Genomic DNA, 15,973 nt, shown 5'->3' with positions numbered 1-15,973 from the left:
TGCGGCCCGCCATGTCGTTGCAAGGGAGGGCGTGTGACCTTCCACATCACCGTCGACGGGCGCAGCGTTCCCGTCGCTCCCGGACAGACGATCGGGGCGGCGCTGCACGCGGCCGGGGTGAAGTCGTGGCGCACCACCCGGTTCGGCGGGCGGCCGCGCGGGCTGTTCTGCGGGATCGGGGTCTGCTTCGACTGCCTGATCTCGGTCAACGGGCGGGCGCCCGAGCGGGCGTGCCTGCTGGAGGCCGCACCTGGGGACGAGGTGACGACGGCGTGACGTACGACCTCGTGGTGGTCGGCGGTGGGCCCGCCGGTGTGGCGGGTGCGCTGACGGCGGCGCTGGCCGGGCTGAGCGTGGCGCTGGTGGACTCCGGGCCGCGGCTCGGCGGTCAGTACTTCCGGCACGCGCCCGTGCGCGAGGAAGGGCCCGAGCCGGGGGCCGGGCTGGCCCGGTTCCTGCGGCAGGCCGACGCCCTCGCCGCCCGCGCCGACGTGCTGTCGCGGCACCAGGTCTGGAACGTCTCCCGCGACCCGGACGGCACCCTGACCGTGCACTGTCTGACCAGCACGCCGCCCACGCCACCCCGCCCGGCGAGCGCTACCGGCGCGGGTGCCGCCGGTGCGAGCCTCGGCGGCGTGAGTGCCGCTGGTGAGCGGGCTGTGGTGGTGCGGGCGCGGCGGTTGCTGATCGCCACCGGTGCGCATGATCGGCCGTTGCCGTTCCCCGGCTGGGACCTGCCCGGGGTGCTCACCGCCGGCGGCGCGCAGGCGCTGCTCAAGGGTGGCGGCGTCCTCGCGGGCCGGCGGGTCGTCGTCTCCGGCACCGGGCCGTTCCTGCTGCCGGTGGCCACCGGGCTGGCCGGGGCGGGAGCGCGGGTGCTCGGCGTGTACGAGGCCAACGGCGGGCTCGGGCTGGCCAGGCATCCGCTGCTCGCCCTGGGCAAGGCCGGTGAGGCGGCGGGGTACGCGGCCGCGCTGACCCGGCACCGGGTGCCGTACCGCACCCGTCAGGCGGTGGTCGCCGCCCACGGGGACACCGAGCTGGAGGCCGTGACCGTGGCCCGCCTCGACGCCGGCTGGAACGTTCTCGCCACCCGCGTCGTCCGCTGCGACGCCCTGGCCGTCGGTTACGGGTTCGTCCCGCAGATCGAACTGGGGACGCAACTCGGCTGCGCGACCAGGCACGACGTGGACGGCAGCCCCGTGCTGGCCGTGGACGCGACCCTGCGTACGAGCGTCCCCGGCGTGTGGGCGGCCGGCGAACCCGTGGGTGTGGGCGGATGGCGGCTGGCCGAACTGGAAGGCCGCCTCGCGGGCCGCGCCATCGCCGACGACGCGAGCCCAGGGGCTGGTGTCAGCGCGCAGGACGCGCCGCCGGCCCGCGGCGGCCCCGAAGGCGTGCCGGCCCGGCTTGCCCGGCGTAGGGAGCGGTGGCGGGCCTTCGGGGAGGCGTTGCAGCGGGCCTATCCCGTGCGGCCCGGCTGGCAGGGGTGGCTGAAGGACGACACGATCGTGTGCCGGTGCGAGGAGGTGCCGCTGGCGCGCGTACGCGAGGCGCAGCGGCTCGGCGCCACCGACGCGCGTGCGATCAAGCTCCTGGCCCGCCCCGGCATGGGCTGGTGCCAGGGCCGCGTCTGCGGCTACGCCGTCTCCTGCCTGGCCGGAGAGCGGTCCCAACAGCCGCCCCGCCGCCCCATAGCCCAGCCCGTCACCCTCGGCGCGCTCGCCACCATCGAAGCCCCCGGCCCCGACGACAACGGCGCCGAAGATCATCCCGCTCACTGAACCCCCCGCGACATGGAGGACTTCCCGATGGACAACCGCAGCAAGCCCTGGCACGGCGTCATGGTGGCCACCGCGCTGCCCCTGCGTGAGGACCTGTCGGTCGACTACGACGCCTACGCCGAGCACTGCCGCTGGCTGGTCGCCAACGGCTGTGACGGTGTCGTGCCGAACGGGTCGCTCGGCGAGTACCAGACGCTCACCCCGCAGGAGCGCGCCAAGGTGATCGAGACCGCCGTCGAAGCCGTCGGCGGGCCCGCCGTGATGGCCGGGGCGGGCGCGTACGGCGCCGCCGAGTCGCGCCGCTGGGCCGAGCAGGCGGGCGAGGCCGGGTGCGGCTCGGTGCTGCTGCTGCCCCCGAACGCCTACCGCGCCGACGAGCGCTCGGTCGTCGAGCACTACCGGGAGGTCGCCAAGGCGGGTGTGCCGGTCGTGGCCTACAACAACCCCCATGACACCAAGGTGGACCTCACCCCGGCGCTGCTGGCCAGGCTGCACGAGGAGGGGCTGATCGTGGCGGTCAAGGAGTTCACCGGGGACGTACGCCGCGCGTACGAGATCGCCGAGCTGGCCCCCGGGCTCGACCTGCTGATCGGCTCCGACGACGTGCTGCTCGAACTGGCCCTGGCCGGGGCGGTGGGCTGGATCGCCGGCTACCCCAACGCGCTGCCCGCCTCCAGCGACGCCCTCTACCGCGCCGCCGTCGCCGGCGACCTGGAGACGGCGCTGCCGCTCTACCGGGCCCTGCACCCGCTGCTGCGCTGGGACTCCAAGACCGAGTTCGTCCAGGCCATCAAGCTGTCGATGGACGTCGCCGGCCGGCACGGCGGCCCGTGCAGGCAGCCCCGGCAGCCGCTGACCGGCGAGCAGGAGGCTATCGTGCGGGCGGCGACCGAGAAGGCACTGGCAGAAGGGCTGCGATGAGGACCAAGCGCGTTTTCCACGCCGTCGACTCCCACACCGAGGGCATGCCGACCCGCGTCATCACCGGCGGCATCGGCGTGATCCCCGGCGGGAGCATGGCCGAGCGGCGCGTGTACTTCGGCGACCACCTCGATCACATCCGCACCCTGCTGATGACCGAGCCGCGCGGCCACTCGGCCATGAGCGGCGCCATCCTGCAGCCGCCGACCAGGCCGGACGCGGACTACGGCGTGCTGTTCATCGAGGTGTCGGGGCTGCTGCCGATGTGCGGCCACGGCACCATCGGCGTGGCGACCGTGCTGGTGGAGACCGGCATGGTGGAGGTCGTCGAGCCGGTCACGACCGTGCGCCTGGAGGTGCCCGCCGGGCTCGTCGAGGTGGACGTCGAGGTCGAGGACGGCATGGCCATGTCCGTGACGCTGCGCAACGTGCCCTCCTACTGCGACCGGCTGGACGCCTCGGTGAGCGTGCCGGGGTTCGGGGAGATCCCGTACGACCTCGCGTACGGCGGCAACTTCTACGCCGTCGTCGACCTGGACCGCTACGGCCTGCCGTTCGACCGCAAGGCCAAGAACGAGATCATCGCGGCCGGCCTGGCCACCATGGAGGCGATCAACGCCGCCGACGAGCCCGTCCACCGCGAGGACGACCGCATCCGCGGCTGCCACCACGTCTACTTCACCGCCCCCGGCTCCGACGCGCATCACTCGCGGCACGCCATGGCCATCCACCCCGGCTGGTTCGACCGCTCGCCCTGCGGCACCGGCACCAGCGCCCGCATGGCGCAGTTGCACGCCCGCGGCGAACTGCCGCTCGGCCGCGACTTCGTCAACGAGTCGTTCATCGGCACCCGGTTCATCGGCCGGCTGCTGGAGGAGACCGAGGTGGGCGGGCAGCCCGCCGTCCTGCCGTCGATCACCGGGCGGGCCTGGATCACCGGCACCGCCCAGTACTTCCTCGACCCGCGCGACCCGTTCCCCGCCGGGTTCGAGCTGTGAGGGGCCGGTCTTGATCACTACGGTCGACTACCACACGGCCGGTGAGCCGTTCAGGATCGTGACCGGCGGGGTGCCCGAGATCGCCGGCTCCGACGTGCTCGCGCGCCGGAGCACGGCGATGGCCGAGCTCGACGACGTGCGGCGGCTGCTGTGTCACGAGCCGCGCGGGCACGCCGACATGTACGGCTGCTTCCTGGTCCCGCCTGACGATCCGGGAGCCAGGTTCGGCGCGCTGTTCTGGCACAAGGACGGCTTCTCCACCGCCTGCGGGCACGGGACGATCGCGCTCGGCGCGTACGCCGTGCAGGAGGGCCTGGTCGAGGCCGACCCCGACGGCGTGACCGAGGTGGTCGTCGACGTGCCGTCGGGCCGGGTCAAGGCCCGGGTGCGTACGTCGGGCGGCCGGGTCACGTCCGTGACCTTCGTCAACGTGCCCTCGTACGTCATCGCCCGCGACGTGCCCGTGGCCGGGACGACCGTGGACGTCGCGTACGGCGGCGCCATCTACGCCTCGCTGCCCGCCTCGGCCGTCGGGCTGTCGGTCGAGCCCCGCCACGTGGACGCCCTCATCGGCCACGCCCGCCGGATCAAGGCGGAGCTCTCCGATCATCCGGCCGCCAGGCATCCGGACGAGCGGCTGTCCGGCGTGTACGGGGTGATCTTCCACGATGAGCTGCCCGACACGCTGCCTGACGAGCCGCCCGGCGACCTCTCCGGCGAGCCTCCCAGCAACGGTGGCGGTGGCGGCCCCGGTGGCGGCGGGGTCATACGGCAGCGGAACGTCACCGTGTTCGCCGACGGCGAGGTGGACCGGTCGCCCTGCGGCTCGGGGACCGCGGCCAGGATGGCGCTGCTGCACGACGAGGGCAGAACAGGCGAACTCCTCCATCTGAGCGTCGTGGGCAGCGTCTTCACCGCGCGCGTGGCGGAGGAGACCGATCGGGGAGTGGTCGTGGAGATCGACGGCATGGCGTACCGGACCGGGCGGCACACCTTCGAGCTCGACCCCGCCGACCCGTTCCCCACCGGGTTCACGCTGCGATGAGCGGGCTCCCGTACCTGGACGCGGCCACCCTGGAGCGGCTGGTGCCGATGGGGCGGGCCGTCACGGTCCTGGAGGAGGCGCTGCGCGCCGGCCTCGACCCCGAGGCCACGCCGCAGCGGCCGGTCGTTGACGTGCCGGCCGGGCAACTGCTGCTCATGCCCGCCGCCACCCGCCGGTACGCCGGCGTCAAGGCGGTCAGCATCGCCCCCGCGAACCCGGAGCGCGGGCTGCCCCGGATCCAGGGGACGTACCTGCTGTTCGACGGTGAGACCCTGGCGCCCCTGGCGGCCATGGACGGGATCGCGCTCACCTCGCTGCGCACGCCCGCCGTCTCCGCCCTGGCCGTCCGGCACCTGGCGGAGCCGGGGGCGCGGCGGCTGGTGGTGTTCGGCAGCGGGCCGCAGGCGTACGGGCACGTGCTGGCGCTGCGGGAGGTGCGGCCGGTCGAGGACGTCACCGTGGTCGGGCGCGACGCGGGACGCGCGGAGACGCTGGCCACCCGCTGCCGCGCCCTGGGCCTGACCGCCCGCGCCCTCACCGACGAAGGCGGCGGGCCGGACGGGCAGGTGGCGCGGGCGCTGGCGGAGGCGGATCTCGTCGCCTGCTGCACCACCGCCAGGGAACCGCTGTTCCCCGGTAAGCTCACCCGCGACGGCGCCACCGTCGTCGCGGTCGGCTCGCACGAGCCCGACGCCCGCGAGCTCGACGGCGACCTCGTCGCGCGGGCCACCGTGGTCGTCGAGGCCAGGGCGGCCGCCCTGGAGGAGGCCGGAGACGTCATCATCCCGATGCGCCGGGGTACGATCTCCTCCCGCCATCTTGCCGGAAACCTCGCCGAGCTGATCGCCGGGCAGGTGATCACCGGCCCGGGGCCGCGCGTGTTCAAGAGCACGGGCATGGCGTGGGAGGACCTCGTGGTCGCGGCTGCCGCTTACGAGGCGTGGACGTAGACGCTTTCGAAGCGTGAACAGAGAGAGGATGGGCGGATGGCTGCCGAGGACCGGCTCGACCTGCCGATGGTGGGGGAGCGGCAGAGCCTGCGTGAGCAGGTCGCGCACGCGCTGCGGGCGGCGCTGATCACGGGGGAGATGCGGCCGGGGGTCGTCTACTCGGCGCCGGTGCTGGCCGCCCAGTTCGGCGTCTCGGCGACGCCCGTCCGTGAGGCCATGCTCGACCTGGCCAAGGAGGGCCTGGTCGAGGCGGTGCGCAACAAGGGCTTCCGGGTCACCGAGCTGTCCGACCGCGACCTCGACGAGCTCACCGAGATCCGCCAGCTCATCGAGGTGCCCACGGTGGCCAGGCTGGCCGATAGCTCGCGGGCGGAGGAGTTCGAGCGGCTGCGGCCCATCGCCGAGGAGATCGTCTCGGCCAGCGAGCGCGGTGACCTGCTCGCGTACGTGGACGCCGACCTGCGCTTCCACGTCGAGCTGCTGTCGCTGTGCGGCAACGCGCACCTGGTGTCGGTGGTACGCGACCTGCGCAACAGGGCCAGGCTCTACGGCCTGTCACAGCTGTCGGAACGCGGCACGCTGGGCGGCTCGGCCAGAGAGCACCTGGAACTGCTCGACGCGCTCAGCCGCGGCGACAGCGAGGCCGTCGGCACCCTCATGGCCGAGCACATCGGCCATGTCAGGGGCATCTGGGCCGAACACTGACCACCGAGCCCGAGTGCTGACCTGGTGAGCCCGGCAGCCGGGCCGGGCGCTGACGGCCCGAGTCCGGCAGGTGAGCCGAGCACTGAGCGCCCGCGTTCGGCAACCGGGCCGAGTGCTAACCCGGTGAGTTCCGACATTCGGGGATCAGACGCTCCCCGTTGGCGGTAATCTCATTTGCGGGCCGACCGGGCAAACGCCTCAGTGCGATCGCCGTCGGTCTCGCCATCTCGTCCCCGTCGGACCGGCCACCGTGCCGCTCCGACGGTGGCACCTGCCTGGTCAAGCGGACACCCGCACTCCGCTGACCTTCGCGGGCTCGGCACACCCCGCCCACCGAGGCCGAGCCCTCCGCCGCGCGCCCGGGACCCCATCCAACGGGCGCGCGGCGGCCGGCCGCCTCCGGCGGCGACTTCCCACACCGGCCGCTTCCGGTCGCTTCCCTTCCCGCGCCGGCCGCTTCCCGCGCCGACGGCTACTTCGCGCGCCGGGCCGCCCGCGTCGAGCCGAGGCTGGCGGCCACGATGCAGATGATCGCCGCCCACTGCTGCGCGTGCAGCAGCTCGCTCAGCAGCAGCACCCCGATCAGCGCCGCCACGGCCGGTTCGAGGCTCATCAGGATGCCGAACACGTGCTTGGGCATCCGCCGCAGCGCCTGCAGCTCCAGCGAGTAGGGGATCACCGACGACAGCAGCCCCACGCCGAGCCCGATCAGCAGCAGCTCGGGCCGCAGCAGCTCGGCCCCGCCGGTCGTGGCCCCGACCGGGGCGATCACCACGGCCGAGACGATCATCGCGAACGAGAGCCCGCTCGTGCCGGGGAAGCGCCGCCCGGCGGCGGCCGACAGCAGGATGTAGGCGGCCCAGCCCAGGGCGGCCAGCATGGCGAACCCGATGCCGGCCCACTGCACCATGGCCGACTCGCCCCACGGCGCCAGCAGCGCGACCCCGGCCGCCGCCAGGCCGACCCACACCAGGTCGACCCGCCGCCGCGACGCCGCGACCGCCACGCCCAGCGGCCCGAGGAACTCGATGGCCACCGCGATCCCCATGGGCAGCCGCGACAGGGCCTCGTAGAAGGACAGGTTCATCAGAGCGAGGGTCAGGCCGAAGCCGAGCCCCACCGCCCAGTCACGCCACGACAGCCCCTTCAGCCTCGGCCTCGCGAACGCCCCCATGATGAGCGCCCCCGCCGTGATGCGCAGGAACACCACCGCGCTCGGCGGCAGCGCCGCGAACAGCTCCTTGGCGAACCCGGCGCCCAGCTGCACGGAGAAGATCGCCAGCACCACCAGCCCCGAGGGCGGGATGGAGTCGGCCGCGCTGCGCAGCAGGCTGCCCGGCCTGGGCAGGCCGGAGCCGCGGTCGTACGGGTCGTCGAGGGCGAAGGCGGTCACAGGACTCCTCTGGCGGATGCGAGGGGGACAACCGTCAGAGCTTACTCGGGCCCGGCGACATTCCCGTTTTGTGGCTGTACTACTGTTGATCGGGTCATTCTTCCAGGCCAACGAACCGCGGAGCACATGACGACCCCCGCTCCTCCCGTCAGTCTCGTCCGCCCGCCGCTGCCCTTGTCGGTGGCCTCGTTCATCAGCAGCTTCGACCGCTTCGCGGTGAGCCCCATGCTCGTGCTCATCGCCGACGATCTCGGCGTCTCCCTGTCGGCCGCGGTGGCCGCCGCCAGCGGCTACTACCTCGCGTACGGGCTGACCCAGCCGCTGTGGGGGCTGCTGTCGGACCGGCTCGGGCGGGTGCGGGTCATGCGCTGGGCGCTGTTCGGCGCCGCGGTGGCGGGCGCGGTCTCGGCGCTGATGCCCGTCCTGGGGACGCTCGTGCTGGCCAGGGTCGTGACCGGCGCCTGCTTCGGCGCGGTGATCCCGACGAGCCTGACGTACGTGGGCGACACCGTGCGTGCCGAGGTGCGCCAGCGCGCGCTCACCGATCTCATGGCCGCGGCCGCGCTCGGCACCGCCCTGGCCACGGGGCTCGGCGGGGTCGTCGCGGGTCTGGTGGACTGGCGGGTGGCCTTCACCGTGCCCGCCGTCTTCGCGCTGATCTGCGCGGTCGCGCTGCGCGTGCTGCCCGAGCCGCCCCGCCACGAGGGCGACGGCGGGGGCGTCGGCGGTTATCTGGGGGCGGTGCTGCGGCAGCGGTGGGCGCTGCTGGTGTTCGCGCTCGCCTTCACCGAAGGGGCGATCATGCTCGGCGCCATGCCCTTCCTGGCCCCCGCGCTGCAGCACACCGGGCTGGCCGCCGCCGTGGCAGGCCTGGCCATCACCGCGTACGGGCTGGGCCTGTGGGTCTTCGCCAAACTGGTCAAGCACCTGTCAGGGCGCTGGCCCGTACCGCTGCTGATGCTCGTGGGCGGCGCGCAGCTCTGCGTCGGGTTCGCGATCGTCACGGTGAACGTCAGCGTGCCGTCCGTGGCCGTCACCGCGCTGCTGCTCGGCGGCGGCTGGTCGTTCCTGCACTCCTCGCTGCAGACCTGGGCCACCTCGGTCGTGCCCGAGGCCAGGGGGACGACCATCGCGTTCTTCGCCTGTTCGCTCTTCGTGGGCAGCGCGGTCGCCTCGTGGGCGGCCGGGCCGCTGGCCGAGGACGGGCGCTACGGGCTGCTGTTCGGCCTGGCCGCGGTCGCGGCGGTGCCGCTGACCGCCGTGGCCGCGCTCAGCCGCCGCCGCTACGGCGCCCTGCGCGCCGCCCGCCCGGATCCCCAGCCGGAGTAACCGCCGCCTGCGCCACTCCCACGCGCTACTCCCAGCGGAAGGTACGGGAGACCAGCGCCAGGGACAGCACCGCCCACCCGGCCAGCACGGCCACCGAGGCCGGCGGCAGCGCCGCGCCCTGGGAGAGCACGGCACGCAGCCCGCCGGTCAGCGCGGAGATGGGCAGCGCCTCCAGGAACGGCCGCAGGCCTTCGGGGAACTTCGTCAGCGGGAACATCACCCCGCCCGCCCCCAGCAGCACCAGGTAGACCAGGTTGGCGCCGGCCAGCGTGGCCTCGGCACGCAGGGTGCCCGCCATGAGCAGCCCCAGCCCGCTGAAGGCCGCGGTGCCGAGCACGACGAGCAGCGCCGCACCCAGGAACGAGCCCTGCGGCCGCCAGCCCAGCGCCAGCCCGACGGCCACGATGACCACCGCCTGAACCACCTCGACGCCGGCGACCGCCGCCGTCTTGGCCAGCATGAGCCCGCTCCTGGACAGCGGAGTGGCGCCCAGCCGCTTGAGCACGCCGTAGCGGCGCTCGAACCCGGTCGCGATGGCCTGCCCCGTGAAGGCGGTGGACATGACCGCCAGCGCCAGCACGCCGGGGACCAGGAAGTCGACCCGCCGCCCGCCGCCGACGTCGATCAGCGGCGCCAGCGAGAAGCCGGTCAGCAGCAGCACGGGGATGACCAGGGTCAGCAGGAGCTGCTCGCCGTTGCGCAGCATCGCGCGGATCTCCGCGCCCGCCTGCGCCAGCACCATGCGCCCGAACGGCGCCGCGCCGGGCGCGGGGGTGAGATCGAGCGTGGTCATCGCAGCTCCCTGCCGGTCAGTTCGAGGAAGACGTCTTCGAGGGTGCGCCGCTCGATGCGCAGGTCGTCGGCGGTGACGCCCTCGGCCGCGCACCAGGCCGTCACCGTGGCCAGCAGCTCGGGCCCCACCTGACCCTCGATGATGTAGTGACCGGAGGGCGACTCCTTGGCCGCGCTGCCCGCGGGGAGCGCGTTGAGCAGCTCTTCCAGGCCCAGCCCCGGCCTGGCCCTGAACCGGAGCTGGCGCTCGGCCCCGGTCAGCGAGGCGGGGCTGCCCTCGGCCACCACGCGGCCCTTGTCGATGATCACCACGTGGTCGGCCAGGCGCTCGGCCTCGTCCATGTGGTGCGTGGTCAGCACCACCGACACGCCCGCCTGGCGCAGCTCGGCCACCAGCTCCCAGCAGGCGTGCCTGGCCTGCGGGTCGAGGCCCGCCGTCGGCTCGTCGAGGAAGACCAGCTCGGGCCGGCCGACGACGGCCGCGGCCAGCGAGAGCCGCTGCTGCTGTCCGCCGGACAGCCGCCGGTAGGGGGTGCGGGCGTGGTCGGTGAGGCCCAGCCGGGCCAGCAGCGCGCCGGGGTCGAGCGGGCCGGCGTAGAAGCGGGAGACCAGCCGCAGCCACTCGCCGCAGCGCATCGCCGGGGGCACGCCGCCCGCCTGCAGCATGACGCCCACCCGCGCGCGCAGCTCGGGCCGGGCAGGGGACAGGCCGAGCACCTTGACCGTGCCCGCGTCGGCCGCGCGGAAGCCCTCGCAGATCTCCACCGTGGACGTCTTGCCCGCGCCGTTGGGGCCGAGCACCGCGGTGACCGCTCCGCGCTCGGCCCGCAGCGTGAGGCCGTCGACGGCGGTGTTGCCGCCGTAGCGTTTGACCAGGTCGACGATCTCGACGGCTGGGGAGTCCATGTCACGAGTTTAGGGACTCCACCGGGCGGTCCCGGCCTCAGGTGAGCATGACCGCATGGGCGGGGCTCTCCCGCCGGGCGCGGCTTCTCCGGAAATATCTGATAACCGGGAATTAGGAGGACCGGAACGTGGTTGGATCCCTCGGCCCTCGGGGGCCACAGGTCCGCGAGGGAAAAGGGGTTCACGCATGTCCGTGGCAGAAGCCACGCCCGCAGTCATGTCCGCCGTCGTCCAGCAGGAGCACAAGCGCCGCCGCGGCCTTCTGCTGCTGATCCTCGGAGCGCTGTCGGCGATCGGGCCGCTCTCCATCGACATGTACCTCCCCGCTCTGCCGGCCATCACCTCCGAGATGCTCAGCGCGCCGGCGCAGGTGCAGCTGACGCTCACCGCGTGCCTCATCGGCGTCTCCGTGGGGCAGATCATCGCCGGCCCGCTCAGCGACGTGCGCGGGCGGCGGGTGCCGCTCATGGTGGGCGTGGCCGGGTTCATGGTCGCCTCGCTGCTGTGCGCGTTCGCGCCCTCGGTGCCGATGCTCATCGCCTTCCGCCTGCTGCAGGGCATGCTGGGCGGCGCCGCGCTGGTCATCGTGCGGGCCGTCGTGCGCGACCTGTACGACGGGGCCGCCATCGCCCGCATCTTCGCCACGCTGATGCTCGTCAGCGGCCTGGCGCCGATTCTGGCCCCGATCGCCGGGGCGCAGCTGCTGGCGTTCACCTCGTGGCGGGGCGTCTTCGTCGCGCTCAGCGTCGCGGGGATCGTGCTGCTGCTGGCCGTGCTGTCGGGCGTACGCGAGACGCTGCCCCCGGCCGCGCGGGAGAGCGGCGGGCTCAAGCACACCGCGCGCACGTTCTGGCAACTGCTGCGCGACCGCACGTTCATGGGCTACGCCCTCACCGGCGGGCTGGCGTTCGGGGCCATGTTCGGCTACATCTCGGGCTCGCCGTTCGTGCTCCAGGAGGTGTACGGCGCCACGCCCCAGCAGTACTCGCTCATCTTCGGCCTCAACGCCCTGGCCCTGACCGGCACCGCCCAGCTCGGCGGCCGCCTGTCCGGACGGGTGCCGCCCGTCCTGCTGGTCCGCGTCGGGCTCGGCATCGGCCTGACCGGCGCGGCCCTGCTGATGGCCGCCGCGCTGGCGGGCCTCGGCCTGTGGGGCATCGTGGCCGGGTTGTTCGTCATCATGCTCGGCCAGGGCCTGACCCTGCCCGGCACCGGCGCGCTGGCACTGGGCTCGCAGCCGGCGCACGTCGCGGGCAGCGCCTCGGCCCTGACGGGGGTGCTGCAGTTCGCGCTGGGCGCCGCCGCGGCCCCGCTGGTCGGACTCGCCGGATCCGGCACCGCCGTGCCCATGGCGTGTGTCATGCTCGGACTCATCCTGTGCTCGGTGCTCTCGTTCACGTTCCTGAGCCAGGCGAAGGTTAGGTAAGGCTACCCTGCGTGACAAATTCCATTCCCGCCCCTGCTCGGATCCGTTTGGAAAGCGGGAAGGAATTACGGCACACTGATGTTGTGAAAAACATGCCCACGATGGAGCCAGGCAACGAGCGCGGTACCCGTGCCCGCGTCGCCCGGCTGATTCTTGAGCATGGTCCCGTCGCGGCCGCGGCTCTCGGCGAGCGGCTCGGGCTCACGCCCGCCGCCGTCCGGCGTCACCTCGACGCGCTGCTGGCCGACGGGATGATCGAGCCTCGTACGGTACGCCCCCGCGGGCAACGCGGGCGCGGACGGCCCGCCAAGCTGTTCGCGATCACCGACGCGGGGCGGAGTGCTTTCGAGCACGCCTATGACGACCTGGCCGGGAGCGCGCTGCGTTTCCTGGCCGAGCGCATGGGAGAGCAAGCCGTGGCCGACTTCGCCCGCGAGCAGGTGTCGAGCCTGCTGGAGCGGCTGGAGCCGGTCATGCGGGCGGTGCCGGCGGATCAGCGCGTGCAGGTGCTGGCGCAGGCGCTGTCGGCGGAGGGGTATGCCGCCTCGGCCAGCAAGGCCAAGTCGGGTGGCGACCAGCTCTGCCAGCACCACTGCCCGGTGGCGCACGCGGCCGCGGAGTTCCCGCAGCTGTGTGAGGCCGAGACGGAGGCGTTCGCGCAGCTGCTCGGCACGCCGGTGCAGCGCCTGGCCACGATCGCCCACGGCGACGGGGTGTGCACGACGCACGTGTCGCCGCAGTCGTTGAGCGATTCCGCACATAGAGACAAGAGCAAGGAGACCGGAAGGTGACTGTCACCGACCGCCCGGAGCTGGAAGGCCTCGGGAATTACAAGTTCGGCTGGGCCGACCCGGATGCCGCGGGCGCGGCGGCCAAGCGAGGCCTGTCCGAGGAGGTCGTCCGCAACATCTCCGGACTCAAGAACGAGCCGGAATGGATGCTCGACCTTCGCCTGAAGGGGCTCCGCCTGTTCGACAGGAAGCCGCTGCCGACCTGGGGCTCCGACCTCACCGGCATCGACTTCGACAACATCAAGTACTTCGTGCGCTCCACTGAGAAGCAGGCCGCTTCCTGGGACGAGCTGCCCGCCGACATCAAGAACACCTACGACAAGCTCGGCATCCCCGAGGCGGAGAAGCAGCGCCTCATCGCCGGCGTCGCCGCCCAGTACGAGTCCGAGGTCGTCTACCACAAGATCCGTGAGGACCTTGAGGAGAAGGGCGTCATCTTCGTCGACACCGACACGGGCCTGAAGGAGCACGAGGAGCTCTTCAAGGAGTACTTCGGCTCGGTGATCCCGGTGGGCGACAACAAGTTCGCCGCGCTCAACACCTCCGTGTGGTCCGGTGGCTCGTTCATCTACGTGCCGCCGAACGTCGAGGTCGAGATCCCGCTGCAGGCCTACTTCCGGATCAACACCGAGAACATGGGCCAGTTCGAGCGGACTCTGATCATCGTCGACGAGAACAGCTACGTCCATTACGTCGAGGGCTGCACCGCGCCGATCTACTCCTCCGACTCGCTGCACAGCGCGGTCGTCGAGATCATCGTGAAGAAGAACGCCCGCTGCCGTTACACGACCATCCAGAACTGGTCCAACAACGTCTACAACCTGGTCACCAAGCGCGCCGTCGCCTACGAGGGCGCGACCATGGAGTGGATCGACGGCAACATCGGCTCCAAGGTCACGATGAAGTACCCGGCCGTCTACCTCATGGGCGAGCACGCCAAGGGCGAGACGCTGAGCGTCGCGTTCGCCGGCGAGGGCCAGCACCAGGACGCCGGCTCCAAGATGGTGCACCTGGCGCCCAACACCAGCTCCACCGTCATCTCCAAGTCGGTGGCGCGCGGCGGCGGCCGCACCTCCTACCGCGGTCTCGTGCAGATCGAGGAGGGCGCCCACGGCAGCGCCAGCACCGTCAAGTGCGACGCGCTGCTGGTCGACCAGATCAGCCGCTCCGACACCTACCCCTACGTCGACGTCCGCGAGGACGACGTCTCGATGGGCCACGAGGCCACGGTCTCCAAGGTCAGCGAGGACCAGCTCTTCTACCTCATGAGCCGCGGTCTCGGCGAGGACGAGGCGATGGCGATGATCGTGCGCGGCTTCGTCGAGCCGATCGCGCGCGAGCTGCCCATGGAATACGCGCTTGAGCTCAACCGGCTGATCGAGCTGCAGATGGAAGGAGCCGTCGGCTGATGGGCCTGAACGAGAAGCCCCTGTCGACCCTGCACGAGAAGGCGTCCTACGACCTGGCCGACTTCGACGTCCCGACCGGGCGCGAGGAGGCGTGGCGCTTCACGCCGCTCGCCCGCCTGAAGGGCCTGCACAACGGCAAGGCCGAGGCCGCCGGTCACGTCAGGGTCGACGTCGAGGCCGCGCCCGAGGTCACCGTGGAGACGGTCGGCCGCGACGACGCCCGCGTGGGCAAGTCGTTCATGCCGGGCGACCGGGTGAGCGCCCAGGCCTGGAACAGCTTCGAGAAGGCCACCGTGATCACGGTGCCGCGCGAGGCCGTCACCTCCAAGCCCACCGTGCTCACGCTGACCGGCTCCGGCGACGGCGCCGCCTACGGCCACATCGTGGTCAGGGTCGAGCCGATGGCCGAGGCCGTGCTCGTGCTCGACCACAAGGGCAGCGCCGTCTACGCCGACAACATCGAGTTCGTCGTCGGCGACGGCGCCAGCCTCAAGGTCGTCAGCCTGCAGGACTGGGACGACGACGCCGTCCACGTCTCCTCCCACCACGCCCAGCTGGCCAAGGACGCGACGTTCCGCAGCTTCGTGGTGACCTTCGGCGGCGACCTCGTCCGCCTGTCGCCCAGCGTCACCTACAGCGCCCCCGGCGGCGACGCCGACATGTCCGGCGTCTACTTCGTCGACGCGGGCCAGCACCTGGAGCACCGCCTCCTGGTCGACCACTCGCAGCCCAACTGCAAGAGCAACGTCGACTACCGCGGCGCCCTCCAGGGCGACCGGGCGCACGCCGTCTGGATCGGCGACGTGATCATCAGGGTCGAGGCCGAGGGCACCGACACCTACGAGCTCAACCGCAACCTCATCCTCACCGACGGCGCCCGCGCCGACTCGGTGCCCAACCTGGAGATCCTCACCGGCGAGGTCGCAGGAGCGGGGCACGCCTCCGCCTCCGGCCGGCTCGACGACGAGCACATCTTCTACCTCCAGGCCCGCGGCATCCCCTATGACGAGGCCCGCCGCCTGGTCGTGCGGGGCTTCCTCGGCCAGCTCATCGAGAAGATCGAGATCGCCGAGATCCGCGAGCGCGTCCTGAACGCCCTGGAGGCCGAGCTCAGCACCTCCGAGTCCGCCGCCGTATCCCATGCGGCCGAGTCCGCCGCTGTATCGAACGCGGCCGAGTCCGCCGCGGAGCCCGTTCGATGAGCTTCGAGAAGGTGTGCAAGGTCGAGGACATCCCCGAAGGGGGCGTCCTCGGCGTCGAGGTCGGCGCGGACGAGACGCCGGTGGCGCTGGTCCGCAAGGGCGAAGAGGTCTTCGCCCTGCACGACGTCTGCTCCCACGCCGAGGTCAAGCTCAGCGAGGGAGAGGTCTACGACGGCACCCTGGAGTGCTGGCTGCACGGCTCGTGCTTCGACATCCACACCGGCAAGCCCACAGGGCCGCCCGCGACCCAGCCCGTGACCGTCTACACAGTCAAGATCGACGGCGATGACGTGCTCGTCTCGCTCTCGAAGGAGTCCTAAGC

The 15,973-nt window shown here is 72.5% G+C and carries 16 protein-coding genes; 13 read left to right on the top strand and 3 right to left on the bottom strand.

Annotation, left to right across the window (positions count from 1 at the left end):
• Window positions 1-33 precede the first annotated feature (33 nt).
• From AB0C27_RS37445 to AB0C27_RS37415, 7 genes are read left to right on the top strand one after another with little or no spacing between them, the layout of a single operon-like run.
• Window positions 34-276 (top strand): (2Fe-2S)-binding protein, encoded by a 243-nt coding sequence (locus AB0C27_RS37445; protein ID WP_357854360.1) that lies wholly within the window; start codon window positions 34-36, stop codon window positions 274-276.
• Window positions 273-1,784: an NAD(P)/FAD-dependent oxidoreductase gene (locus tag AB0C27_RS37440; protein ID WP_357854357.1), complete on the top strand. Its 1,512-nt coding sequence runs from the start codon at window positions 273-275 to the stop codon at window positions 1,782-1,784. The genes AB0C27_RS37445 and AB0C27_RS37440 overlap by 4 nt, the downstream gene beginning before the upstream one ends.
• Before the next feature lie 27 nt (window positions 1,785-1,811).
• Window positions 1,812-2,705, top strand: a complete 894-nt coding sequence (locus AB0C27_RS37435; protein WP_357854354.1) for a dihydrodipicolinate synthase family protein — start codon at window positions 1,812-1,814, stop codon at window positions 2,703-2,705.
• The gene (locus tag AB0C27_RS37430) at window positions 2,702-3,703 is read left to right on the top strand and encodes a proline racemase family protein (RefSeq protein ID WP_357854351.1); all 1,002 of its coding nucleotides are present in this window, start codon (window positions 2,702-2,704) and stop codon (window positions 3,701-3,703) included. The genes AB0C27_RS37435 and AB0C27_RS37430 overlap by 4 nt, the downstream gene beginning before the upstream one ends.
• A gap of 10 nt (window positions 3,704-3,713) precedes the next feature.
• On the top strand, window positions 3,714-4,748 hold the full coding sequence (locus AB0C27_RS37425; RefSeq protein ID WP_357854348.1) for a proline racemase family protein: 1,035 nt from the start codon (window positions 3,714-3,716) through the stop codon (window positions 4,746-4,748).
• Window positions 4,745-5,698: an ornithine cyclodeaminase family protein gene (locus tag AB0C27_RS37420; RefSeq protein WP_357854345.1), complete on the top strand. Its 954-nt coding sequence runs from the start codon at window positions 4,745-4,747 to the stop codon at window positions 5,696-5,698. The genes AB0C27_RS37425 and AB0C27_RS37420 overlap by 4 nt, the downstream gene beginning before the upstream one ends.
• Window positions 5,699-5,734: 36 nt before the next feature.
• Window positions 5,735-6,403, top strand: coding sequence for a GntR family transcriptional regulator (locus tag AB0C27_RS37415; protein WP_346111527.1), 669 nt, complete (start codon window positions 5,735-5,737; stop codon window positions 6,401-6,403).
• A 472-nt stretch (window positions 6,404-6,875) separates the two neighbouring features.
• On the opposite strand, the gene AB0C27_RS37410 is transcribed toward AB0C27_RS37415, so the two are convergent.
• Complete coding sequence (locus tag AB0C27_RS37410) at window positions 6,876-7,796, bottom strand: EamA family transporter (protein WP_357854342.1); 921 nt, start codon at window positions 7,794-7,796, stop codon at window positions 6,876-6,878.
• Between the two features lie 126 nt (window positions 7,797-7,922).
• Between AB0C27_RS37410 and AB0C27_RS37405 the strand changes: the two genes are divergently transcribed.
• Entirely contained in the window at window positions 7,923-9,125 is a 1,203-nt protein-coding gene (locus tag AB0C27_RS37405) for an MFS transporter (protein ID WP_357854339.1), read from the top strand.
• 25 nt (window positions 9,126-9,150) lie between these two features.
• Here the strand turns inward: AB0C27_RS37405 and AB0C27_RS37400 are convergent, their stop codons facing one another.
• Both AB0C27_RS37400 and AB0C27_RS37395 read right to left on the bottom strand, forming a co-directional pair.
• Window positions 9,151-9,918, bottom strand: a complete 768-nt coding sequence (locus AB0C27_RS37400; protein WP_357854336.1) for an ABC transporter permease — start codon at window positions 9,916-9,918, stop codon at window positions 9,151-9,153.
• Window positions 9,915-10,823, bottom strand: a complete 909-nt coding sequence (locus tag AB0C27_RS37395) for an ABC transporter ATP-binding protein (protein WP_357854333.1) — start codon at window positions 10,821-10,823, stop codon at window positions 9,915-9,917. Before AB0C27_RS37395 ends, AB0C27_RS37400 begins: the two co-directional genes overlap by 4 nt.
• Window positions 10,824-11,010: 187 nt before the next feature.
• Here AB0C27_RS37395 and AB0C27_RS37390 point away from each other — a divergent pair, with 187 nt between their 5' ends.
• The 5 genes from AB0C27_RS37390 to AB0C27_RS37370 all read left to right on the top strand — a co-directional run bounded on the left by AB0C27_RS37390 (window position 11,011) and on the right by AB0C27_RS37370 (window position 15,971).
• Window positions 11,011-12,249, top strand: coding sequence for a multidrug effflux MFS transporter (locus AB0C27_RS37390; protein WP_357854330.1), 1,239 nt, complete (start codon window positions 11,011-11,013; stop codon window positions 12,247-12,249).
• A 92-nt stretch (window positions 12,250-12,341) separates the two neighbouring features.
• Window positions 12,342-13,040 (top strand): metalloregulator ArsR/SmtB family transcription factor, encoded by a 699-nt coding sequence (locus AB0C27_RS37385; protein WP_346111573.1) that lies wholly within the window; start codon window positions 12,342-12,344, stop codon window positions 13,038-13,040.
• Window positions 13,037-14,449 carry a Fe-S cluster assembly protein SufB gene (gene sufB, locus AB0C27_RS37380; protein WP_357854327.1) on the top strand — a complete coding sequence of 471 codons (1,413 nt, stop codon included), beginning with the start codon at window positions 13,037-13,039 and terminating at the stop codon, window positions 14,447-14,449. Before AB0C27_RS37385 ends, sufB begins: the two co-directional genes overlap by 4 nt.
• Window positions 14,449-15,651 (top strand): Fe-S cluster assembly protein SufD, encoded by a 1,203-nt coding sequence (gene sufD / locus AB0C27_RS37375; protein WP_357854324.1) that lies wholly within the window; start codon window positions 14,449-14,451, stop codon window positions 15,649-15,651. Before sufB ends, sufD begins: the two co-directional genes overlap by 1 nt.
• Window positions 15,648-15,971: a non-heme iron oxygenase ferredoxin subunit gene (locus tag AB0C27_RS37370; RefSeq protein WP_357854321.1), complete on the top strand. Its 324-nt coding sequence runs from the start codon at window positions 15,648-15,650 to the stop codon at window positions 15,969-15,971. The genes sufD and AB0C27_RS37370 overlap by 4 nt, the downstream gene beginning before the upstream one ends.
• The last annotated feature ends 2 nt before the right edge of the window (window positions 15,972-15,973 follow it).

It is taken from the genome of Nonomuraea sp. NPDC048882, assembly GCF_040649755.1.
GTDB classification, from domain to species: domain Bacteria; phylum Actinomycetota; class Actinomycetes; order Streptosporangiales; family Streptosporangiaceae; genus Nonomuraea; species Nonomuraea maheshkhaliensis.
This window is presented reverse-complemented; position numbering and strand designations above follow the sequence as displayed.